At 61.2% G+C, this 20,191-nt stretch carries 20 protein-coding genes; 13 read left to right on the top strand and 7 right to left on the bottom strand.

Annotation, left to right across the window (positions count from 1 at the left end):
• The first annotated feature begins 1 nt into the window (after window position 1).
• The 3 genes from hslV to AA0535_RS02715 are packed head-to-tail and all read left to right on the top strand — an operon-like array spanning window position 2 to window position 2,345.
• A complete protein-coding gene (gene hslV / locus AA0535_RS02725; RefSeq protein WP_264814375.1) occupies window positions 2-583 on the top strand; it encodes an ATP-dependent protease subunit HslV in 582 nt (193 codons plus the stop codon).
• Window positions 583-1,899, top strand: a complete 1,317-nt coding sequence (gene hslU, locus AA0535_RS02720) for an ATP-dependent protease ATPase subunit HslU (protein WP_264814710.1) — start codon at window positions 583-585, stop codon at window positions 1,897-1,899. Before hslV ends, hslU begins: the two co-directional genes overlap by 1 nt.
• A 14-nt stretch (window positions 1,900-1,913) precedes the next feature.
• Window positions 1,914-2,345 carry a SufE family protein gene (locus tag AA0535_RS02715; RefSeq protein ID WP_373319261.1) on the top strand — a complete coding sequence of 144 codons (432 nt, stop codon included), beginning with the start codon at window positions 1,914-1,916 and terminating at the stop codon, window positions 2,343-2,345.
• 120 nt (window positions 2,346-2,465) lie between these two features.
• On the opposite strand, the gene AA0535_RS02710 is transcribed toward AA0535_RS02715, so the two are convergent.
• Complete coding sequence (locus AA0535_RS02710) at window positions 2,466-2,699, bottom strand: hypothetical protein (RefSeq protein WP_264814374.1); 234 nt, start codon at window positions 2,697-2,699, stop codon at window positions 2,466-2,468.
• 135 nt (window positions 2,700-2,834) lie between these two features.
• Window positions 2,835-5,252 carry a glucose/quinate/shikimate family membrane-bound PQQ-dependent dehydrogenase gene (locus AA0535_RS02705; protein WP_264814373.1) on the bottom strand — a complete coding sequence of 806 codons (2,418 nt, stop codon included), beginning with the start codon at window positions 5,250-5,252 and terminating at the stop codon, window positions 2,835-2,837.
• A gap of 287 nt (window positions 5,253-5,539) precedes the next feature.
• Here AA0535_RS02705 and rpmI point away from each other — a divergent pair, with 287 nt between their 5' ends.
• The 5 genes from rpmI to lpxB all read left to right on the top strand — a co-directional run bounded on the left by rpmI (window position 5,540) and on the right by lpxB (window position 11,026).
• Window positions 5,540-5,743, top strand: a complete 204-nt coding sequence (rpmI, locus tag AA0535_RS02700) for a 50S ribosomal protein L35 (protein ID WP_023978115.1) — start codon at window positions 5,540-5,542, stop codon at window positions 5,741-5,743.
• A gap of 11 nt (window positions 5,744-5,754) precedes the next feature.
• Complete coding sequence (rplT, locus tag AA0535_RS02695; RefSeq protein ID WP_062164227.1) at window positions 5,755-6,141, top strand: 50S ribosomal protein L20; 387 nt, start codon at window positions 5,755-5,757, stop codon at window positions 6,139-6,141.
• Between the two features lie 129 nt (window positions 6,142-6,270).
• Window positions 6,271-7,341, top strand: coding sequence for a phenylalanine--tRNA ligase subunit alpha (pheS, locus tag AA0535_RS02690; RefSeq protein ID WP_264814708.1), 1,071 nt, complete (start codon window positions 6,271-6,273; stop codon window positions 7,339-7,341).
• Window positions 7,342-7,345: 4 nt separating this feature from the next.
• Window positions 7,346-9,808, top strand: a complete 2,463-nt coding sequence (gene pheT, locus AA0535_RS02685) for a phenylalanine--tRNA ligase subunit beta (protein WP_264814372.1) — start codon at window positions 7,346-7,348, stop codon at window positions 9,806-9,808.
• Window positions 9,809-9,814: 6 nt separating this feature from the next.
• Window positions 9,815-11,026 (top strand): lipid-A-disaccharide synthase, encoded by a 1,212-nt coding sequence (gene lpxB, locus AA0535_RS02680; RefSeq protein ID WP_264814371.1) that lies wholly within the window; start codon window positions 9,815-9,817, stop codon window positions 11,024-11,026.
• Window positions 11,027-11,072: 46 nt separating this feature from the next.
• Here lpxB and hisI read toward each other — a convergent pair whose 3' ends face one another.
• Both hisI and ygfZ read right to left on the bottom strand, forming a co-directional pair.
• Complete coding sequence (gene hisI, locus AA0535_RS02675; RefSeq protein WP_264814370.1) at window positions 11,073-11,495, bottom strand: phosphoribosyl-AMP cyclohydrolase; 423 nt, start codon at window positions 11,493-11,495, stop codon at window positions 11,073-11,075.
• Window positions 11,492-12,292: a CAF17-like 4Fe-4S cluster assembly/insertion protein YgfZ gene (ygfZ, locus tag AA0535_RS02670; protein WP_264814369.1), complete on the bottom strand. Its 801-nt coding sequence runs from the start codon at window positions 12,290-12,292 to the stop codon at window positions 11,492-11,494. The genes hisI and ygfZ overlap by 4 nt, the downstream gene beginning before the upstream one ends.
• A gap of 156 nt (window positions 12,293-12,448) precedes the next feature.
• On the opposite strand from ygfZ, the gene AA0535_RS02665 reads away from it, so the two are divergent.
• Genes AA0535_RS02665 through AA0535_RS02645 form a run of 5 tightly spaced genes read left to right on the top strand, consistent with a single transcriptional unit; the run spans window position 12,449 to window position 18,012 of the window.
• Window positions 12,449-14,755, top strand: coding sequence for an adenylate/guanylate cyclase domain-containing protein (locus AA0535_RS02665; RefSeq protein WP_264814368.1), 2,307 nt, complete (start codon window positions 12,449-12,451; stop codon window positions 14,753-14,755).
• A complete protein-coding gene (locus AA0535_RS02660) occupies window positions 14,752-15,558 on the top strand; it encodes an MlaE family ABC transporter permease (RefSeq protein WP_264814367.1) in 807 nt (268 codons plus the stop codon). Before AA0535_RS02665 ends, AA0535_RS02660 begins: the two co-directional genes overlap by 4 nt.
• A complete protein-coding gene (locus tag AA0535_RS02655) occupies window positions 15,555-16,256 on the top strand; it encodes a P-loop NTPase family protein (protein WP_264814365.1) in 702 nt (233 codons plus the stop codon). Before AA0535_RS02660 ends, AA0535_RS02655 begins: the two co-directional genes overlap by 4 nt.
• The gene (locus AA0535_RS02650; protein WP_264814364.1) at window positions 16,256-17,221 is read left to right on the top strand and encodes an MlaD family protein; all 966 of its coding nucleotides are present in this window, start codon (window positions 16,256-16,258) and stop codon (window positions 17,219-17,221) included. The genes AA0535_RS02655 and AA0535_RS02650 overlap by 1 nt, the downstream gene beginning before the upstream one ends.
• Window positions 17,218-18,012, top strand: coding sequence for a hypothetical protein (locus tag AA0535_RS02645; RefSeq protein WP_264814363.1), 795 nt, complete (start codon window positions 17,218-17,220; stop codon window positions 18,010-18,012). Before AA0535_RS02650 ends, AA0535_RS02645 begins: the two co-directional genes overlap by 4 nt.
• Window positions 18,013-18,048: 36 nt before the next feature.
• On the opposite strand, the gene AA0535_RS02640 is transcribed toward AA0535_RS02645, so the two are convergent.
• The 3 genes from AA0535_RS02640 to AA0535_RS02630 are packed head-to-tail and all read right to left on the bottom strand — an operon-like array spanning window position 18,049 to window position 20,146.
• On the bottom strand, window positions 18,049-18,354 hold the full coding sequence (locus tag AA0535_RS02640) for a hypothetical protein (protein WP_264814362.1): 306 nt from the start codon (window positions 18,352-18,354) through the stop codon (window positions 18,049-18,051).
• A complete protein-coding gene (locus AA0535_RS02635; protein ID WP_264814361.1) occupies window positions 18,351-19,841 on the bottom strand; it encodes a PepSY-associated TM helix domain-containing protein in 1,491 nt (496 codons plus the stop codon). Before AA0535_RS02635 ends, AA0535_RS02640 begins: the two co-directional genes overlap by 4 nt.
• Entirely contained in the window at window positions 19,841-20,146 is a 306-nt protein-coding gene (locus tag AA0535_RS02630) for a hypothetical protein (RefSeq protein WP_264814360.1), read from the bottom strand. The genes AA0535_RS02635 and AA0535_RS02630 overlap by 1 nt, the downstream gene beginning before the upstream one ends.
• Window positions 20,147-20,191 lie beyond the last annotated feature (45 nt).

Below are 20,191 nucleotides of genomic sequence, written 5' to 3'. Positions count from 1 at the left end.
CATGCAGATCACTTCTTCCTCTCCTCATGACCCTGTCGGCTGGCATGGCACTACCATCCTCTGTGTGAGACGCGACGGGCAGGTGGCCATGGCCGGTGACGGACAGGTCACGCTCGGCCAGACCGTTATCAAGGGCAATGCCCGCAAGGTTCGGCGTATTGGCCCGAAGGGCACCATCCTTGCCGGCTTCGCCGGAGCAACGGCCGATGCCTTTACGCTTCTCGAGCGTCTCGAAGCCAAGCTGGAGCGTTATCCCGATCAGCTTGAGCGTGCCTGCGTGGATTTGGCAAAAGACTGGCGCACTGACCGCTATCTGCGCCGGCTGGAGGCCATGATGGCCGTCGCCGACGCCTATCGCTCCTTTACCCTCACCGGCAACGGCGATGTTCTGGAGCCTGAGGATGGCATTATCGCCATCGGTTCGGGCGGGAATTATGCGCTCTCCGCTGCGCGGGCGCTGATCGATATTGAGGGGCTGAGCGCTGAGGATGTGGCGCGCAAGGCCATGAAGATCGCAGGCGATATCTGCGTCTATACCAATCATTCTGTCCGGGTTGAACTGCTTGGCGGGGAGGAATCGTGATGGATATTCCCAATTACTCGCCTCGCGAGATCGTCTCCGAACTCGATCGCTTCATCATAGGGCAGAATGAAGCGAAGCGTGCCGTCGCTATTGCCATGCGCAATCGCTGGCGCCGGGCGCAATTGCCTGAAGGCCTGCGTGAAGAGGTCGTCCCCAAGAATATCCTGATGATCGGTCCTACCGGTTGTGGCAAGACCGAGATCGCACGGCGTCTGGCGCGTCTGGCCCAGTCGCCCTTCCTGAAGGTCGAGGCGACGAAATTTACCGAGGTCGGTTATGTCGGGCGCGATGTGGAGTCTATCGTCCGCGATCTGGTAGAGGTCTCGCTGACCATGCTGCGTGAGGCGCGCCGCAAGGACGTGAATGCCAAGGCCGAACTCGCGGCCGAATCCCGTCTTGTCGACGCGCTGGTGGGTGAGGGTGCGACCGCCGACACCAAAACCAAGTTCCGTCAGATGCTGCGCAATGGCGAGCTTGAGGACAAGGAAATCGAGATTCAGGTCGGGCGTGAGCCTGGTTCTGGAGAGATGCCTGAGATGGCGAATGGCACGGTGATGAACGCCGCCGCCTTTGGCGATCTCATGAAGAACCTGATGAACCGCGCGCCGCAGAAGCGTCGCCTGGGTATTGCAGCAGCGCGCCAGCTTCTTATTCGCGAAGAAGCCGATCGTCTGGTCGATAACGACGCCCTGACACAGGATGCAGTGCGTCACGCCCAGGACCACGGCATCGTCTTTCTGGATGAGATCGACAAGGTCTGTGCCCGATCCGGTGAGGGGGGAGGGCGCAGCGGCGATATCTCCCGCGAGGGGGTCCAGCGCGATCTGCTGCCGCTGATCGAAGGCACCACGGTCACGACCAAATACGGCCCTGTGAAAACAGACCATATCCTGTTCATCGCTTCAGGCGCGTTTCATCTTGCCAAGCCGTCGGACCTGCTGCCCGAATTGCAGGGGCGTCTGCCGATCCGCGTCGAACTGGCCGGTCTGACACGCGACGACCTCAAGCGCATCCTGTTGGAGCCTGAGCATTCCCTGCTCAAGCAATATGTCTCCTTGCTTGGTACGGAGAACGTCACCCTCGTTTTCGAGGATGGCGCGGTCGATGCGCTGGCGGAACTTGCTGCAGATATCAATGAGCGTGTCGAGAATATCGGTGCCCGGCGTCTGGCCACGGTTCTGGAGCGCCTTCTGGAAGACATTTCCTTCCGGGCGTCCGATCGCGGGGGAGAGACCGTGACAGTGACGGCGCAGGATGTTCAGGAGCGCGTGGCGCCTCTGGCCCGCAAGGGCGATCTCAGCAGGTTCATCCTGTGAGCGGGGCGGCGATCATGGCACCCTGGGTGCAGAACGTGGATGACACCGCTTCGGAGGCGATCGAGGCCATTCGAGAGGAGCTGGCGCTCTTCGATGACTGGATGGATCGCTATGAGTACATCATCGAGATGGGGCGCAACCTGCCGGCATTCCCGTCTGCATGGCAGAACGATGCCCATCGCGTGCCGGGTTGTCAGAGCCAGGTCTGGCTCGAGGCGCATGAGGAGAATGGAAAGCTGTTCTTTGCCGGGGCTTCGGACGCGGCTATCGTGAATGGGCTGGTGGCACTTTTGCTGCGTGTCTATTCGGGGCGGGACAGAGCCGAAATCGAAGCGACGGATCCAGGCTTTCTGCATGATCTCGGTCTGGTCAAGGCTCTCTCGACCAATCGCGGGAATGGTGTCGAGGCGATGGCGCAAGCCATCAGGAGCCGTGCCCGAGCCTGAGGGCAGAGAGCTGTAATGTGTCGTCGCTGACGTCATACCTGATATGCAGCAAAAAGGCCCGGTCAAACCGGGCCTTTTCTCGTTGGTCTGTCCAAGGCTGACGCCCATGACAGGGTCAGATCAGTTCTTGCCCGGCGCGCCGTCAGCAGGTGTTGCTGTCTTGGCGGCATCGTCCTTCGGGGCATCGGCCTTGCACTTCATGAACTTGCCTTTGGCATCGCGGCATTTCTCCGCCTTCGGCTTTTCGCATTTGGTGAACTTGCCGGTTGTCGCATCGCGACAGGGCTTGGCATAGGCCACAGGGGCCGCTGCCGTTCCGAGGAGGACGGTCAGGGCGAGGAAACCACGAAGCATGGAAATATCCTTGTAAGGGTGTCCAGCAACATTCTGACATTATTCAGGGCGTTGCAAGCGCTTTCATCGGCTGACCTTGGGCGCAAAAAAAAACCCGCCAGATGGCGGGTTTTTCCGTATTCTGTCCTGCCGGACTCAGTTCGGCAGGGCGTAGGCGATGACGTAATCGCCCATCTTGGTCCCGAAGGAGCCATGACCACCGGCATAGGTCACGATGTACTGCTTGCCATTGGCCGAGTAGCTCATCGGGGTCGACTGGCCACCCGCAGGCAGACGATCCTGCCAGAGGGTTTCACCTGTCGTAACGTTGTAGGCGCGGATGTAGAAATCCAGCGTCGAGGTCAGGAAGGCCACGTTGCCAGCCGTCGTGAGCGGACCGCCAAGGCTCGGCACGCCGATCTTGAGCGGGGGCAGCTGCACGGGCAGGGCGCTGCTGTAAAGGCTGTCGCGCAACGTGCCGTTACGATGCTGCCAGATCACCTTGTTGGTGCGCAGATCGATGCCGGCCATGTAGCCCCACGGCGGACGCTTGCAGGGGATGGGGAAGCCGATCTTGGTGGTGATCGGGTTCAGGAACGGGCTGAGCATGACGGCATAGGGCGCGCCGTAATTATGCTGCAGACCGGTCTCGCCACCAGTGCCCTTGGCGTTCTCATCCGGCCAGAGCGGGTTGCCCGGGCCACGGGGAACGAGCTTGGAGACGAAGGGCAGGGCAATCGGGTTGGAGATGGCAATCTGGCGCTGCGGATCGACAGCGAGACCACCCCATTCGAAGATGCCGAGATTGCCCGGGAAGATCAGCGACCCGCGTTCGGACGGCGGTGTGAACGTGCCCTTGTAGTCGAGCTGATGGAATGCCACGCGGCAGATCAGCTGATCGAACACGGTGCCACCCCACATGTCCTTGCCTGTCAGCAGGGCCTTGGGACGCAGGGTCAGGTCTGAGAAGGGCTGGGTCGGCTCGGTATGGTCACCCTTGGCGGCGCCCTGCGGCACGGGCAGTTCGGGAGCCCCCACGATCAGCTTGCCGTCGCGACGGTCGAGAACGAACACATTGCCCGTCTTCGCCGGAGCATAGATCGCCGGAACGACCGTGCCATCCTTCTGGGTGATGTCCACGAGGCTCATCTGGGCAGGCAGATCCATGTCCCACAGATCGTGGTGCACGGTCTGGTAGCTCCAGGCCAGCTTGCCGGTATCGGCATGCAGGGCGAGGATGGCCGAAGCATAGCGCTCGGAATCGGCGCTGCGGTCGCCGCCCCACTGGTCAGGTGTCTGCACACCGGTCGGGATATAGATCAGGCCAAGATTGGAATCATAGGACGCGGTGATCCAGGAGTTCGGGGAGTTCGCCACATATTTGTGGTCGTCGCCCGGCATCTGGTTCGGATCGGCGTTTCCGGTGTCGAACACCCAGACGAGCTTGCCCGTGAACAGGTCGAAGGCGCGCGTGACGCCCGAAGGCTCCTTGGTGGACCCGTTATCGGTCACAGCGCCTGAAATGATGACCAGCTTGTCGGTGACGACAGGCGGTGAAGTCGGCTCGTAGCCACCCACATGGTCATAGGGCATGTACGGGGTGCGCAGGTCGATTTCGCCGCTCTTGCCGAAGCTCGGGCAGGCCTTGCCGGTCTGGGCATCGACAGCGAAGAGGCGGCCGTCATTGACAGGCAGGAACAGACGCTCATGGCATTCATCGGGTGCGGGCGAACCATCGGAGGTTACGGCACTCGCATCGGACTTATGGTAGGTCACGCCACGGCAGGTCAGATGCTGGAAGCCCGGATTGACATAGAGATGGGGGTCGAACACCCATTTCGTCTTTCCGGTGGCACCGTCGACCGCCCAGAGCTTCTGGTGCAGCGAGCAGAAATACAGCGTGCCATTGACGGCAAGCGGTGTGGCCTCGTTGGTGGCTTCACCCGGATCATTGGGTCCCTTGAAGTCACCCGTGCGCATGGTCCAGGCGACCTTGAGCTTGCTGACATTCTCGGAGTTGATCTGGGTCAGTGGCGAGAAGCGATCACCATACTGGGTGCGGCCATAGGCCTGCCAGTCGCCATCGGGAAGCTGCGGCGCGTCGCTGCCTGCGGCGGCCACCTTTTCGGTGGGCAGATTACCGGCCTTGTCGCCCGGATCCTGCACGAAAGCCACGACTACCACGATCAGCGCGAGGACGACGCTGCCGAGCAGGGGCAGGGTGGCGAGACGGCTCGTGGTGATCTGGCGGCTGACGAAAGGCAGAAGCAGCCAGATACCGAGAATGGTGATCACGTCGCCACGCGGCACGAGCGACCAGAAATCGATGCCGATTTCGCCGATCGCCCAGATGAGCGAGCCGAGGATGATCAGGGTATAGAGCCAGAAGGCGGCCGCACGGCCCCTCCAGACGAGATAGGCGGTCGCCAGAAGGGCGATACCGCAGACTGCGTAATAAGGGGTGTCGCCATAGCTCAGGAGCCAGACACCGCCGAGTGTCAGATAAATGCCACAAAGGGCAAATATCACGGCGGTGAGGGCTGCCCAGAACCGCGGCCGGGAAACCGTGTTCATGCGTCGTCCTATGTGTGGTTTCGTGTTCGGAAACGTTGCGAAAAGAGACCGCGTGGTAAAAGGCCCAAATGTTGATCTACGTCAAGAACGTCCCACATTGTGGTTAGGGTCCTGTCTAACCCAAAGTAAATGTTTTAGCGCGTTAAAATGGGTTGTGCGGGCTAAAGATATCCTATAGGTGCCCCCTTTCGAACGCGCGTCCAGGCGATGGTAGGGCATGCCTGGCCGCTTGGTGACGGCTGCGAGCAATCGCAATCCGGCACCTTATATGTCGAGAGGAGAACGAAATGCCCAAGATGAAGACCAAGTCGTCGGTCAAGAAGCGGTTCAAGATCACCGCGACCGGCAAGGTGATGTGCGGTCCCGGCAACAAGCGCCACGGCCTCATCAACCGTCCGCAGAAAATGAAGCGCACCAATCGCGGCCCGCAGACCATGACGGACATGGATGCGAAGACCGTGAAGCAGTGGGCCCCCTACGGACTGGCTTGAGGAGCAGATAAATGGCACGTGTTAAGCGCGGCGTAACGACGCACGCCCGTCACAAGAAGGTTCTGGATCTCGCCAAGGGTTACCGCGGCCGGTCTTCCACCAACTATCGTATCGCTCTCGAGCGCGTCGAGAAGGCTCTTCGTTATGCCTATCGCGACCGTCGCAACAAGAAGCGTGATTTCCGCGCTCTGTGGATCCAGCGTATCAACGCTGCCGTTCGCGAGCAGGGCCTGACCTACAGCAAGTTCATCAACGGACTGGCGAAGGCTGGCATCGAAATCGACCGTAAGGTTCTGGCCGCCATCGCATTCGATGACGCAGCAACCTTCGCCGAGATCGTGAAGCTGGCGCAGATGGCTCTTGAGCAGTCCGCTCAGGAACAGACGGCGCAGGCCTGATTAGAGGCTTTTGCCTTCGGATTTCCGCTTCGGCAGATTTCCGGATTTGATAGAAAACGGGTCGTCCTGTATCAGGACGGCCCGTTTTCTTTTTTGACGATACCAGTTGACCGATGGGACAGGCGAATGATGGGCGATGATCTCGAAGCGCTGAGAAGCGACACTCTCGAAGCCTTGGCGCAGGCGCAGGATCACGCCGCCTGGGACGCCATTCGCGTGGGGGTTCTGGGCAAGTCCGGCCGTCTGACCCGTCTGCTCAAGGAACTGGGGAAGATGAGCCCCGAGGAGCGCAAGGAGCGCGGCCAGGCGCTCAACCGCCTGCGCGATGCGCTCAACAGCGCGGTCGAGGCGCGTGGGCAGGAAATTGCCGACGCCGTTCTCGAGGCCCGTCTGAAGTCCGAGCAGGTGGATGTGACGCTTCCGGCCCCTGCCTTGTCGCTGGGACTGCTGCACCCGATTGGCCGCACCGTCGAGGAAATGACCGCGATCTTCGGGGCGATGGGGTTCTCCGTGGCAGAAGGCCCGGATATCGAGTCCCAGTGGCATAATTTCTCGGCTCTCAATACGCCCGACCATCATCCCGCCCGTACCGAGCACGATACTTTCTATCTTCCCTCTGCCCAGGAAGATTCTCCTGCAAGAGTTCTGCGCACCCAGACATCGGGCGTACAGATCCGCACCATGCTCACCGAGGCGCCGCCCATACGGGTTATTGCGCCGGGTCGCACTTATCGCGCCGATCATGATGCCACCCACTCACCGATGTTTCATCAATGTGAAGGACTTGTCATCGACAAGGGCATCACGCTCGGTCACCTCAAAGGCTGTCTGATCGAGTTCCTACGAGTCTTCTTCGACAAGCCGGACCTGCCGGTGCGCTTTCGCGCATCGTATTTTCCGTTCACCGAACCTTCGATGGAGGTCGATATCGGCTGGTCACGTCAGACGGGCGAGATCGGTGGCGGCACGGACTGGCTCGAGGTTCTGGGCTCGGGCATGGTGCATCCGCGTGTGCTCGCCAATTGCGGGCTCGATCCGGCCATCTGGCAGGGCTTTGCCTTCGGTATGGGGATCGAACGCCTGACCATGCTCAAGAACGGGATTCCCGATCTACGCTCCTTCTATGAGAGCGATCTGAGATGGCTGCGCCATTACGGCTTCTCGGCCCTGTCTTCCGTCAGCCTCGCAGAAGGAGTCTGAAACCATGAAATTCACCCTGTCCTGGCTGCGCGAGCATCTCGATTTCACGGTTTCGCTGGACGCCATCCTTGCCAAGCTCAATGCCATCGGCCTCGAGGTCGAGAGCGTCGAAAACCCTGCCGACAGCCTCAAGGGCTTTCGTGTGGCCAAGATTCTCGAAGCTCATCGACATCCCGATGCAGATCGTCTGCAAGTGTGCGTCGTAGCGGCTGGCGGTGGCTATGAGAAGGTTCAGGTGGTCTGCGGTGCGCCCAATGCACGCGCGGGTCTGCATGTGATCTTCGCCCCACCGGGCACCTATATTCCAGGCAGCGACATCACCATCAAGGCAGGCAAGATCCGCGGGCAGGAAAGCGGCGGCATGCTGTGTTCGCTGCGCGAACTCGGACTCGGAGCCGAGTCCGATGGTATTGCCGAACTGCCCGAGACCGTGGTGCTGGGTCAGGCCTATGCCGATTACGCCAGGCTCGACGATCCGGTGATCGATATCTCCATCACCCCCAATCGCGGCGATGCGCTGAGCGTACGCGGCATCGCGCGCGATCTGGCGGCAGCAGGTCTGGGGCATCTCAAGCCGTGGCTGGTCGAGACGGTGGAGGGGCATTTTCCGTCCCCCATCACCTGGGACATCCAGTACGACTCTGCCTGTCCGTTCATTGCGGGTCGCCTCGTGCGCGGCGTACGCAACGGTCCAAGCCCTGACTGGCTGCGTCAGCGCCTCGAGTCGATCGGGCTCAAGCCCATCAGCACACTGGTGGATATCACCAATTTCCTGACCTTCGATCTGGGGCGTCCGCTCCATGTGTTCGATGCGGGCAAGATTGGCGGCACGACACTCTCGCTGACACGGGCAGCACGCGAGACCTTCAGGGCGCTCGATGGTCGTGATCTGGTTCTGGGTACGGATGACCTGGTCATCGTCGATAGTGCGGGCGTGCAGTCCCTTGCCGGTCTTATCGGCGGCGAGGCGACGGGTGTCAGCGATGAGACGGTTGACGTCTTCATCGAAGCTGCCCTGTTCGACCCTGTGCGTATTGCCCTGACCGGACGCAGGCTCGGGGTCCATACCGATGCCCGCCAGCGTTTCGAGCGCGGTATCGACCCGGCCCTGGTCCTGTCAGGGCTCGAGGCTGCGACCCGTCTGGTTCTCGATCTGTGCGGCGGCGAAGCGAGCGATGTCACGAGTGCTGGCGCCATTCCTGCCTGGCAGCGCGACGCCTGGCTGCGTTTCGATCGTCTGAGCACACTTGGCGGCGCAGATATCGGTGAGGAAGAGGCAACTCGTATTCTCGAGCATCTTGGCTTCGAGGTGCGCGAGCGCGAGGCAGGTCGTAGCCTGTTCGCGGTGCCCTCATGGCGCAATGACGTGGCAACAGGTGTCATGCTCGATCAGGCCCCGCATCTCGATCCGGATCAGGCGCAAACCGCCGCGGCATCCGTTCATGCCATCGAGGCCGAGAACGATCTGATCGAGGAGGTGCTGCGTATCCACGGGCTGGACTCGGTGCCGCCCCTGCCGCTGCCGCTCAGAACCGCTATCGCTGCGCCTGCCGTCACCCCGGCACAGAAGCGCCTGGGCGATCTGCGTCGCCTCTGCGCATTGCGTGGCCTGACCGAGACGGTGGGGTTTTCCTTTGTATCGCATGAGGATGCGCTGCTGTTCGGCGGAGCGCCCGAAGGGCTGCGTCTGCTGAACCCGATTGCATCCGATCTCAATCAGATGCGTCCCACCCCACTCATCAATCTGGTGCGTGCCTGGCAGCGTAATGCGGCGCGCGGTCTCAACGATGCTGCTCTGTTCGAACTCGGACCATGCTTTTTGGCAGATGGGCAGAAGCTCGTTCTGGCGGGTTTGCGTGGGGGTGAGACGCCTCGCCGTCCCGGCGCACGTGCTCAGGCCATGACGCTCTGGGAGGCCAAGGCCGATCTTATGGCCGCTCTGGATGCGTTGAAGCTTCCGGCTGAAGCGCTGAGCGTCACAGCCGATGCTCCGGGCCATTATCACCCGGGACGCTCGGGCGTGGTGCGTCAGGGCCCCAAGACGGTTCTCGGCTGTTTCGGTGAGCTTCATCCGCGTGTGACGCGTGCCATGGGTATCGATTCGACGCTCGTCGTGTTCGAGATCTTCCTCCATGCCGTGCCCCTGCCCAAGGTCAAGCGTCGCCAGCCCCCGGCGCTTTCGGCGTTCCAGCCCATCAGTCGTGATTTCGCCTTCATCGTGGCGCCGGGTGTCGAGGCGCAGTCCGTGCTCAAGGCCGCAAGGGGTGCGGAGCGCAACCTGATCAGCGATGTCTCCCTGTTCGATGTCTATGAAGGGGGATCGCTCGAAGCAGGTCATCGTTCTCTGGGCATCGAGGTCACGCTCCAGCCGGTGAAGGCCAGCCTGACCGATGACGAGATCGAGGCTGTTTCCGAGAAGATCATCGCTGCTGTTGCCAAGGCAACCGGCGCACAACTGAGGCGCTGAGTTTCCATGCCCCATTCAGCCATCACCCCTCGTGTCATCTGGCTTCTGGCAGGTGAAGCCAGTGGTGACGTGCTTGGGGCGCATCTGATGCAGGCGCTTCATGCGCGCGACCCGCATCTGATCTTTGTGGGTATTGGCGGCCCACGCATGGAAGCTCTGGGGTTGACCAGCCTGTTCCCCATGCGTGAACTCGCGGTGATGGGGCTGGTTGAGGTCTTGCCGCGCATCAGGCAGCTCTCCCAGCGCCTGAACGAGGCAGTGAACGATGTCGTGCTGCGTCAGCCGGACATGATCGTGACCATCGACTCTCCGGGTTTTGCGCTGCGTTTTCTCAAGCGCCTGCGCCATGTCACCGTGCCGAAAATCCATTATGTCGGGCCGCAGGTCTGGGCGTGGCATGAAAAGCGCGTGCACAGCTTCCCCGAATTATGGGACCGTCTGCTCTGCCTGCTGCCCTTCGAGGTGGAGTGGTTCGGGGACCGTGGAGTGGCTGTCGATTTCGTGGGGCATCCTGTCCTGCAATCCGGGGCCGATCAGGGGGATGCGAAGCGTTTTCGCCTGCGTCACGGCATCGCCGATGAAGCGCCCATCCTGATCCTGATGCCTGGGAGTCGTCGTTCGGAAGTGCCGCGCCTTTTGCCTGTCTATGGCAAGATGCTTGCGCTGCTGAAGGAGAGGCTGCCCGGCATCGTGCCGGTTCTGCCGCTTTCTCCGCTTGTGGCACAGACTGTGAGGGCTGCCGTGGCACGATGGCCCGTCAAGCCGATCATCGTGACCGAGCTTCATGACAAGCATGACGCCTTTGCCGCAGCCGGAGCTGCCCTGACAAAATCAGGAACATCCACGCTTGAGCTTGCTCTCGCTCATGTCCCTATGGCGGTGGCCTATCGCGTCAATCCCGTGACCGCTTTCATGGCGCGTCGCATGATCAAGGTGAAATATGTCGCCATGGTCAATCTGCTGGCAGGGCGCGAGGTGGTGCCCGAATTGCTGCAGGAGCGCTGCACCCCTGGGGAACTTGCCGAGGCATCCTATGCCTTGCTGACAGATCCGTCTCTCGGTGCCGAACAGAGGGCGGCGTTCGATGAGGTGCTGGCGCAGCTCCGACCGCCGGAATCCCTGGCCCATAACGGCACGCCCTCGGATGCGGCGGCAGAGGCCGTGCTGCGTATTCTCAATGCAAGAAGTGCTTCAGGGACGTCAGAATCCGGGGCCTGAGGCAGTCAATGCGACGGAGCTTGAGACGCCGTCGCAGGGGGTTGGTTCAGTGCGCCCCGCCGTAAAGCTGCTCGGGCGAGATTTCCGGTGCTGTCGTGTCGCGCAGTCCCTCCGGCACGACCTCGTGATAGAAACAGCTACGACGACCTGTGTGACAGGCAACCCCTGTCTGCTCGACCAGAAGCAGCACGGCGTCGCGGTCGCAGTCCAGGCGGGCTGAGACGAGTTTCTGCCTCTGGCCGGAGCTTTCTCCCTTACGCCAGAGCGTATTGCGGCTGCGCGAATAGTAGCAGACCTGACCCGTGGCCAGCGTTTCGGCCAGAGCCTCACGATTCATCCAGGCAAGCATGAGCACGTCATGCGGCGCTTCGGCGGACTGGGCGAGGGCAGTGATCAGCCCGTCCTCGTTGAAGTTCACGGTGTCCAGCAGTGCCGCAATGATGGTTGGATCAGGGGGAAGATAGCTCATGATAACTCGTCTTTGAACCATTCGGGGATGAGCGGGGTGAGGGTACGACCCTCATGCTCGAGCGTGGTGGACCATGCCTCGCGGCGAAGAAGAGCCAGGCCGCGGGCACCGACTGAACTGCGCATCTGACCAATTTCACGTCCCTCATGCATCAGCAACGTGCCGGGCAGGGGCAGCGGGCCATCCCCTTCGACCGGAACGAGGCGCTTCTTGACCAGACCCCGATAATGGGTCCGTGCGGTCAGTTCCTGTCCCATATAGCAGCCCTTGCTGAATGAGATGCCGTTCAGCCAGTCGAAATTGGCTTCGATGAGCAGGGTTTTCTCGCTTTCGCAATCCGCGGTGTCGGGCAGACCAAGCTGCAATCGATGCGCGTGATAGGCTCTAACGTCATGCTCATCCCCACCTGTCGGCAGAGGCGCAATGCGCCGTATTCCCGCAGCGCCCATGCGAGGGTCAACGCGTGCCCCTTCAGTGTCTGCATCGCCTGCCCAGAGCGCCTCGACGCCGAGAGTGGTGATCTCGATCTGAACATCCGCCCTCAGGCGAAAGCGCAGCAGCTTTGTACGCAGCATGGAAGCATGGTCCGCGGGCACATCGAGAAGGAGCCTGTCAGGTTCATGCCAGATAAAGAAGTCGGAGAGGTAACGACCCTGAGGGGTCAGATAACCGCACCAGATGAGCGCGGTCTCGCTGGCCGCCGCGACATCATTGGAAACGAGCCCCTGGAGAAACCCGACCCTGTCCTGTCCCGTGACGGAGAGGACCGTACGATCCGTGAGCCATGCTCTTGCCATCTTCGTTCTCCAGTTCGGGCAGTATTAAGGTGAGATGCAGCTTGCAGGGGCCTGAAACAAGAGAGAAAATGTGAAAGCGACCCATGCAATTGTCGCGCGTTGACACGCAAAAGCAAGTCATCCCCAGCAGGAGGGGATATCCTGGGAGGGTGATTGTTGCCTGTTTCTGAGATCATTGACCCGGCTGATCCCGAAGCCGAGCTGAGAAAACGTCGGCTCGTCGAACTCGTCGCCCCGATATTCGGCGTGGTTCTGGTGATCGTCGTGATCGTTGCTGTCACGCTCCATTCCTACCACAAGACCCGCAATGGCGTGATTGCGCTTTCGCAGGATCTTCTGAGCGAAGAACAGAAGAACATCACCCAGGAAGTCTCGGATTATCTTGCCCCGGCCCCGGCAACCGCGATTGTGGCGCGTGACTTGTTGACCGACCCCGTGACCGATGATCCGCCGACGGTGTTTCTGGCTTATGGCGCCTCGATGCTGCGCAATGTCCATCAGGTCGAGAGTTTCTATCTGGCCGATGACAGAGGATCGTTCTGGTTCATCGATCGCTCGCCCACGGATATCGCGGACGGCATGGAGTGGGTCCATCTGATCCGTGACAAGAACGTCTTCCGGCACTGGTATTACGACAAGTCGGGCAAGCTCGTGCGCACGGTTGATACGCCCGGCCAGAATTACGACCCGCGAAACCGGCCCTGGTACAAGGGCGCCTTCGAGCACCCCGATCTGAACTGGTCCGACCCTTACCCCACTGTCGCAACCGAGGAGCTGATCGTCACGGCAGCCAGCATGCTGCATACCTCTGACGGCCACAAGGCTGTGTTTGCAATCAATATTTCGCTGAACCGCCTGACGGATTTTCTGGCAGCCATCAAGATCGGCAAGAGCGGTATGGCGGTCGTAGTGGACAAGAACGGGCGCATGGTAGCGGGCAGCCATCTGCTCGATGTGGCCCGCAAAGCGAACTGGAAATTCGACAGCATGCTGCTCGATCCCCAGACGCAGCCTGTCTTCACCCGGGCTCTCGCGCTCTATCACATCTACGGCGCGGGGGTTCATCTGATCAAGGCGCGGGACAAGCAATACGTCACCATCATGGCCTCGCTCCACAAGATCCGCCCCGGCTGGATCCTGATGCTGAATGCGCCGGAAGATGATTTCGCGGCTTTTGCGGCGGCGGCGGGTCGGCAGGGCTTCCTGTTCTCAATGGTCATCGTGGTGCTCGCAGCCCTGCTCGCAGGGTTTCTGGTGCGCCAGAACCGGCGCACGGAGCGCCTGCAACGTCAGATCGGTTTCGAGCGGGCGCAAGTCCGTGCCGAGAGCGTCGCGCTCAACGCCATGGCCGGAACACCCGACCTTCTCGACCCGGATCACGATGCACCTTTGCTGACGCAACGCCTGACCGAACTCGCCAAGGCGCGACGTGTGAGTCTGTGGCGATCCGTCGGGGACGATCAGCGACTCTTATGCGAGGACTCCTACGACAGATCGACCGATGCCCATAGTGCGGGCATGGAATTGTCGCATAGCGATCTCTCGACGTTTTTTGGCTTGCTGATGTCGGGCGATGTCATTGAGAGCGATAGTGCCGCAACGCAGGAGGGGCTCAGGACCTTTCAGCGTATGGTCATGACGCAGATCAATTCGCGCTCTGTGTATATCCAGCCCATTCTTGCCCGAGGTTCGGTCATCGGGATGCTGGTGCTGGAGGATGCAATCCGGCCCCGTGGGGTGTCGCATATCATCGCCATCGTCGCCGAAATAGCAGCTGTCCGGTTTGCCGCCATGCGCGCCGATGAGAGCCGCGCCGAGCGGCCAGAGCCGACCCAGTCCGGTGACCATAATGCCGTATCCACCCGGCTGGGTGAGGGATTTCTGGCCTCACCCCGTGCGGAAGGCACACCCGATCTGGCGCCGGGCCAGTACAGTCAGGTTGCAGTGGCGACCATCCTGTTCATGGATACGAGCTCGAACACATCGGTCGATTTGCTGCCGGTCGTGCAGTCGCTGGTGCGCAAGTTTCAGGAGGTCATGCGTCACGAGGCCCTGTTCTCTGCCCAGATTCTTGGCAACAGGCTGGTGCTGATCGGGGGATGTACGCAGGAGCCCGACCCCGATGCCGCCCGTCGTGTGGCGAATGCGATTCTGGCACTGCGCGAGATTGCGCTGATCACCCTGGCAGATGCGGAACTGACGCCGAGCTTTCGGATCGGCCTCGATGTGGGGCCGGCCTTCGGGGCGATTCTCGGGGATGATCCAGGCATTTTCAATGTATGGGGCGAAGCGGTTCAGACTTCGGAGCTGCTCGCCATCAGCGCGCCTGACTCCGGGACGATTCAGGTGTCGGAAACCGCCCATGCCCTGCTGAGAGAGAACTACCTTTTCCGGCCGCGTGGCATGTTCTACCTGCCCGCTGTCGGGATCACCAATACCTATGTCCTGGCGGCCAAGCGGTGAGCGAGACCCTGCCTCGTTACCGTCGCTGGCTCCGCGCGCTCGGCGGGCTGACCCGCCGTCAGTTACGCTTCACCCTGATGCTGGTTGGCGCGAGCTGGGGTGTTGTGCGTGAGGCCTGCCGCCCGACCTCATGGCGTCGCACGGTGATCTATGAGTTCAAGAGCACGCTGCGTCAGGCTGCAGGGGGCGGGTTGTTCAGCACGCTTTTCACGGCGGGGCTGACCGGGTTCGGTATTGTGGCGCAGGCGATCTACTGGCTCGGTATTGCCGGCATGGCCGATACTACGGACTCCCTGCTCGCTACGGTTCTGGTGCGCGAAATCGCGCCTGTTCTCGTGGGCGTCATTCTGCTGGGGCGAAGCGGGATGCTTAGTCTGACACAGCTCGGGCAACTCACGCTCGGGGGGGAATTGCGGGCGTTACAGGGGCAGGGCATTGATCCGTTTCTGACATTGGTCATGCCGCGGGCACTGGCGATGATGCTGAGCTCCTTCACGCTGGGCGTGGTCTTCAGCCTGACCTCACTTTCGGTGGGTTACGGGGTGTGCCGTCTGCATTCGATCATCACCATGCCGCTATGGACATTCCTTTATGACATCGTCGGCGCGATGAAACCCATCGACTATGTCGGGATCCCGCTCAAGCTGATCATCAGCGGCTTCCTGCTCAGCCTGTCGACGCAATTGACCGGGCTCGATGCCACGCGCTCAGACACGATCGCGACACTTCTGCCCCGCGGTTTTGCCCGGGGTATTCTGGTGATCATGGTTACGAATGTCATTCTCGGGGTGCTGGTGGCATGAGTGACGATCTGCACGCTGCGCTCGAACTGCGCGAGGCCTGCCCACGCTTCGAGGAGAGCGGTCTCACTTCCGTACCTTACAGTGTCAGGCTGATGCCAGGAGACTGCATGCTGGTGGCCTGCCGGGACCCGGTGCGCGCAACCCGTTTTGCCGATCTGTGCAGCGGGCTCATTCCCCTGCTCTCGGGGCAGGCGCTCTGTATGGGGCTTGACTGGGACCATCTTCCCGAACATCGCGCCTGGGCACTGCGCGGGCGTATTGGCCGGGTCATGCAACAGGGGGCCTGGATCGACCTGTTCGGTACCGATCTCAATATTCTTGTCCAGCAACTGCATCACACCCGTACACCCACCGAAGATCTCGTGGCGCAGGCCATTACCCTCTCGCGCCGGTTCGGCCTGCCGGGACTGCCGACCTTGTCGCCGGGGCGGCTCAACAATGCCGATCGCGCGCGTGCAGCCTGTGTCCGCGCATTCATGGGAGAGCCCAAGCTGCTGATTCTGGAAGATCCCGTGGATCTGGAGACCGCTGATATGATGACCGCTTTCCTGGCCGAACTGACGGCCGCCCGCGAACGTGGATGCGGCGTTATCTGGTTCTCACGGGAGCCCGATCTCTGGCACGGGTACAATGCAGCCGGAACGCGCCGGTTCAGGTTGCTCGATGAGGGTCTGATGCCAATGAAACAGGGGGTGTGATGTTTCGCATACGCACAAATACCGAAACCGATGGCAAGTCGCGCCCCCTCATGCGGATACGCTACGCCGATGAATGGGTGGGCATACTGGTCGTTGCGACATTCGGCCTGTTCATTTTCGCGATCGTTGAGGCCGGCGTCCTGCGCGACTGGCTCACCCCCTCGGGCAAGTTGCATTTCAACCTGCCCGAGAGCGGGATCGCCGGGCTGGCGGTCGGGAACGATATCGAGCTCATGGGTATCCGGATCGGCTCCATTCGCTCCGTCAAGATCAACCCCCATGGCAACATGTACGCCATTGCCGATATCGACCCCCAGTTCGAGCCCTATATCCGCAAGGACAGCCATGCGATTATCCGCCATCGCTTCGTTGTGGCGGGGGCAAGCTATATCGAGCTGGAACGCAGCAAGGGCCCGGCCATGGACTGGGAATTTGCGGAGCTCGAGGCGACTGTGGAGCCGAACCCGGCAGACATGATCACCAAGACCATCGGCGACATCCGCGCAGGGATGATGCCGGCCCTGCATAACGCAGACAAGATCATGGCCGATCTGGCAGCTGTGACGACCGCCATCCGTTCGGGGAGAGGGACTGTGGGCGGAATCGTCATGGATGACCGGATCCTCAAACAGGCCGATGCAGTGCTTGCAACGTTGCAGGATTCCATCGCAAGGCTTCAGCCGATCGAGGCGCAGGTTTCAGGCGTGCTCAGACAGACCGAGGGGACGATGGCCAATCTGCGACAGAGCAGCAGTGATGTGAAAAAGGCGACGCCCAAGCTCAAGGAGACGATGACCCATCTCGATGATGCCAGCGCACAGCTTCCGGCGTTGCTGACCCAGGCACAGGCTACGGCCAACAGCCTCAAGAAACTGACGGATCAGTTGCGAGGCTTGTGGATCCTCGGCGGCTCATCATCCAAGGCAACGCCGCAGCGCCTGCCTGCCGGGGATATCAGGCCATGAAGCGGAGCCGGGTCTTCTTTGCAACGGCCGTTCTCTCCCTGACCGCCTGCGGGGGCCACAGCGGGCAGGATAGTGTGAAAACCGACCAGGATTACGCAAACGCGATGGATGTAGGCCGAGATTCCTTCGACCAGACGCGCTCCGATCAGGCGAGACAGCAATTCGGGGCAGCCTATGATCGGGCCCTGCTGCGCGACGACCGCCTGGCGATACGCGATGCGGGTTATAATATGGCCGTTGCGACCCTCGCCGCCGGTGATGCTCCCGGGGCTCTCTCGACGGTATCCCGGGTGAAAGCCGATCTCGCTCTGCGTGGCGGTGCAGACCACGCAGCGCTCGATCTCGTTTCCATGGCGGCTCTGTGCAGGCTCGAGCGGTATGAAGAAGCCCTCGAACAGTCCCGTCATATCAGCACCGGCGATACGGCTTTGCTCGAGAGGCGCGCCTTTCTGACAGGGCTCGCCGCAGATGGCATCGGAGATGCGGGGACACTGGCCACGGCGCTTGACGCATTGCCACGTTCCCCCAAGCCGCCACGTCTGGAAATGGCGGATCGGGCGGAACTCGAAGCCCGTCTGGCGCTGCGTCATAATCAACCTGCAGAGGCCGAAGCCAGTGCGCTCAGGGCCGTGGATCTGCGTCGCGATATGCTGGATTACCGAAGCATGGCCCGTGCTCTGGACTGCGCATCACGGGCGGCTTTGGCTGCCGGGCAGACGGAGCGCGCGGCTGCCTATCGCGAGCGCGCCGTGCAGAGCCGCGCGCAGGAAAATCCGAAGGCTGACAAGTAAGGCCCGGATTAGCGCCAAGGGCCGATCAAGACAGGATCAGAGAGCGTCTGCCGTGCGGTCACCGAGATTCCTGCGCCCCGGTTGGCGCAGGGATATTGCCGTGAGGGCAAGCGATGCTATGATTCCGGCGACGGAAGCCGTGCCGAACCAGGTGAGCACACCCGGAACTGTTCCAAGCCTGAGGCAGAGCCACAGCGCAACAAGGGGCAGGACAAGGCGGCCGAGATGAAGCGGCAAATGAGGCAGCACGGGGAGCGCCATGATGCGGCAAAGCTTGGCTTGCAGCAGCGCATGAAATGACAGTGCCACGAACCATAATGCGAGAGCGGCGATGACGATCATGGCGTGGCGAGCCTCCGGTGAATCAGGAAAGCCAGGGTGCCAAGGCCGATCACCGTCAGATCGACAGCCTTGTACACGTCGAGCCCGTTGAAGAAGCTGTTCATGCTGCGCGTGAGAAGGTCCAGCGGCAGCAGTGCCAGAGCGAAGGCAGCGAACAGGAAGCATTGCTCGTTCCAGCCCTGCTTCGACCTGCCAGAAAAGCTGCGCCAGGCAGCATGGGCAACGCTGAACGCCCAGACGCCGAAGAATACCCGGACTTCGATCCCGCTTCGGAACTGGATATCGGACCAGATGAGGCGATTGGCCCAGAGATAGGCGAGACAGGCGAGGGGCAGCCCGGTTGTGACCGCGATCGTCAGGGTTTCAGCGAGCCTGAAATCGAATCGTCCCGCCTTCTGGTTCCTGTGCTTCATGAGGAAGAGAACAAGTCCGCCCGACATCATGGCGCTGCCGACAAGGCCGCTCAGGAAATACAGCCAGCGCAGCGGAAGCGGGGCCCAGCGAATGAAATGCAACCCACGCAGGGTACCGCCCAGACGATGAAGCGTATCGGGTGCGCGCACGGTCTTGAGCAGCGTTCCGTCTGTCTCGGAAAATTCCAGGTGATCACGCGTGATGGCAAAGGAAGCGGAATCCGCTTTTGTCATCGAGACTTTTCCATGATCGAACAGGACGAGCCCGATCGTGCCGGTGCCAAAGACATCCTCTGCCTGATGGAACATCGGGGCCAGGGGGGCTGCGGCAGGAGCATCATCGGCTTCGGTCCGCGGCGTATGAGTGTGCTGGGAATGCGCCGTCTGCTGGGGGCGTTCATGCCCGGGGCGCCCGTGATGATTGCCGCCGAACATCGGGAACAGGCGCGGGGCATGAATGACGGCGCCCGTATAGGCCATCATCACCATGAAGGGCAGGAACAGGATGCCTGCGAGAATATGCGCATCCATGAAGGCGCGTGTCTTCGAGGCAAAGGGACGAAAGAGAAGCAGATCCGTGAAAATGCTGCGAAAATGGATGACGACACCCGAGCCGACAGCCACGAGCAGCCCGATCGCCGCGATCTCGGTCAGCATGTTCCCCCAGAACGGTCCGTAATACAGGGAATGATGCAGGTCGAAGAAAAGCTGGCCACCGCCCGTCTGGCGGGTTGCGACAGGGAAGGCCGTATCGGGACGATAGGCCGAGCCGACGAAAGCATGTCCGTCGAAATGCTGGATGCGAATGATCGGATCGCGAGGCGTCGGGAGTGTGATGAACGCGTTCGCGCCCTCGCTACGCATCTCGGCGGCAAGAGTGCCGACCTCGTTAAGGGCCTGATCTGTCATGGGCGCAGGAGTGTAGCGGGACAGTTCAGGCTGCATCCAGCGTGTGAGCTCGGTATCGAACAGCGCCAGAGAGCCAGCCGTGAAGGTGATCACCAGGATCAGCCCGCCAACGAAGCCGACCCACTCATGCAGCCAGCCCATACGGATACGCAGGTTATCCCGCATTATTGAACTCCCGCGATGGACAGGATCGCCGCCAAAGGAACGATGGCGAGCGTTTTGAGCGATCTTCCCGTCGTGCGGCCATGCGCCCGTTGCGAGGGAAAGCAGAAAAGCACCAGAACGATACCCGGCATCAAGGCGAAAGCACATAGAAACCCGACGACCAGCATCGCTTCGCTACCGAAATGACGAAACAGGCTCAGAACCCCCATGGCCAGAGCATAGCTCGCGCCTGCGCCCAGGATGAGTCTGAGCGTCCAGACGCGCGCAAAGCTGTCCCCCTTTTTGTAACTGATACTCTTTCGCATGTGCTTCCTGTGCAACAGGGCCTTGTTTGTTTTCGCGCAAGCAGT

Source organism: Asaia krungthepensis NRIC 0535, assembly GCF_025995175.1.
Classification (GTDB): Bacteria; Pseudomonadota; Alphaproteobacteria; order Acetobacterales; family Acetobacteraceae; genus Asaia; species Asaia krungthepensis.
The sequence above is the reverse complement of the archived record's forward strand: the minus strand, read 5'-3'. Positions and strand labels throughout refer to the sequence as shown.

Bases quoted from the DNA above. Each gene is read 5' to 3' on its own strand.
- hslV (WP_264814375.1), top strand. From the start codon at position 2: ATGCAGATCACTTCTTCCTCTCCTCATGACCCTGTCGGCTGGCATGGC.
- hslU (WP_264814710.1), top strand. From the start codon at position 583: ATGGATATTCCCAATTACTCGCCTCGCGAGATCGTCTCCGAACTCGAT.
- AA0535_RS02715 (WP_373319261.1), top strand. From the start codon at position 1,914: ATGGCACCCTGGGTGCAGAACGTGGATGACACCGCTTCGGAGGCGATC.
- AA0535_RS02710 (WP_264814374.1), bottom strand. From the start codon at position 2,699: ATGCTTCGTGGTTTCCTCGCCCTGACCGTCCTCCTCGGAACGGCAGCG.
- AA0535_RS02705 (WP_264814373.1), bottom strand. From the start codon at position 5,252: ATGAACACGGTTTCCCGGCCGCGGTTCTGGGCAGCCCTCACCGCCGTG.
- rpmI (WP_023978115.1), top strand. From the start codon at position 5,540: ATGCCCAAGATGAAGACCAAGTCGTCGGTCAAGAAGCGGTTCAAGATC.
- rplT (WP_062164227.1), top strand. From the start codon at position 5,755: ATGGCACGTGTTAAGCGCGGCGTAACGACGCACGCCCGTCACAAGAAG.
- pheS (WP_264814708.1), top strand. From the start codon at position 6,271: ATGGGCGATGATCTCGAAGCGCTGAGAAGCGACACTCTCGAAGCCTTG.
- pheT (WP_264814372.1), top strand. From the start codon at position 7,346: ATGAAATTCACCCTGTCCTGGCTGCGCGAGCATCTCGATTTCACGGTT.
- lpxB (WP_264814371.1), top strand. From the start codon at position 9,815: ATGCCCCATTCAGCCATCACCCCTCGTGTCATCTGGCTTCTGGCAGGT.
- hisI (WP_264814370.1), bottom strand. From the start codon at position 11,495: ATGAGCTATCTTCCCCCTGATCCAACCATCATTGCGGCACTGCTGGAC.
- ygfZ (WP_264814369.1), bottom strand. From the start codon at position 12,292: ATGGCAAGAGCATGGCTCACGGATCGTACGGTCCTCTCCGTCACGGGA.
- AA0535_RS02655 (WP_264814365.1), top strand. From the start codon at position 15,555: ATGAGTGACGATCTGCACGCTGCGCTCGAACTGCGCGAGGCCTGCCCA.
- AA0535_RS02650 (WP_264814364.1), top strand. From the start codon at position 16,256: ATGTTTCGCATACGCACAAATACCGAAACCGATGGCAAGTCGCGCCCC.
- AA0535_RS02645 (WP_264814363.1), top strand. From the start codon at position 17,218: ATGAAGCGGAGCCGGGTCTTCTTTGCAACGGCCGTTCTCTCCCTGACC.
- AA0535_RS02640 (WP_264814362.1), bottom strand. From the start codon at position 18,354: ATGATCGTCATCGCCGCTCTCGCATTATGGTTCGTGGCACTGTCATTT.
- AA0535_RS02635 (WP_264814361.1), bottom strand. From the start codon at position 19,841: ATGCGGGATAACCTGCGTATCCGTATGGGCTGGCTGCATGAGTGGGTC.
- AA0535_RS02630 (WP_264814360.1), bottom strand. From the start codon at position 20,146: ATGCGAAAGAGTATCAGTTACAAAAAGGGGGACAGCTTTGCGCGCGTC.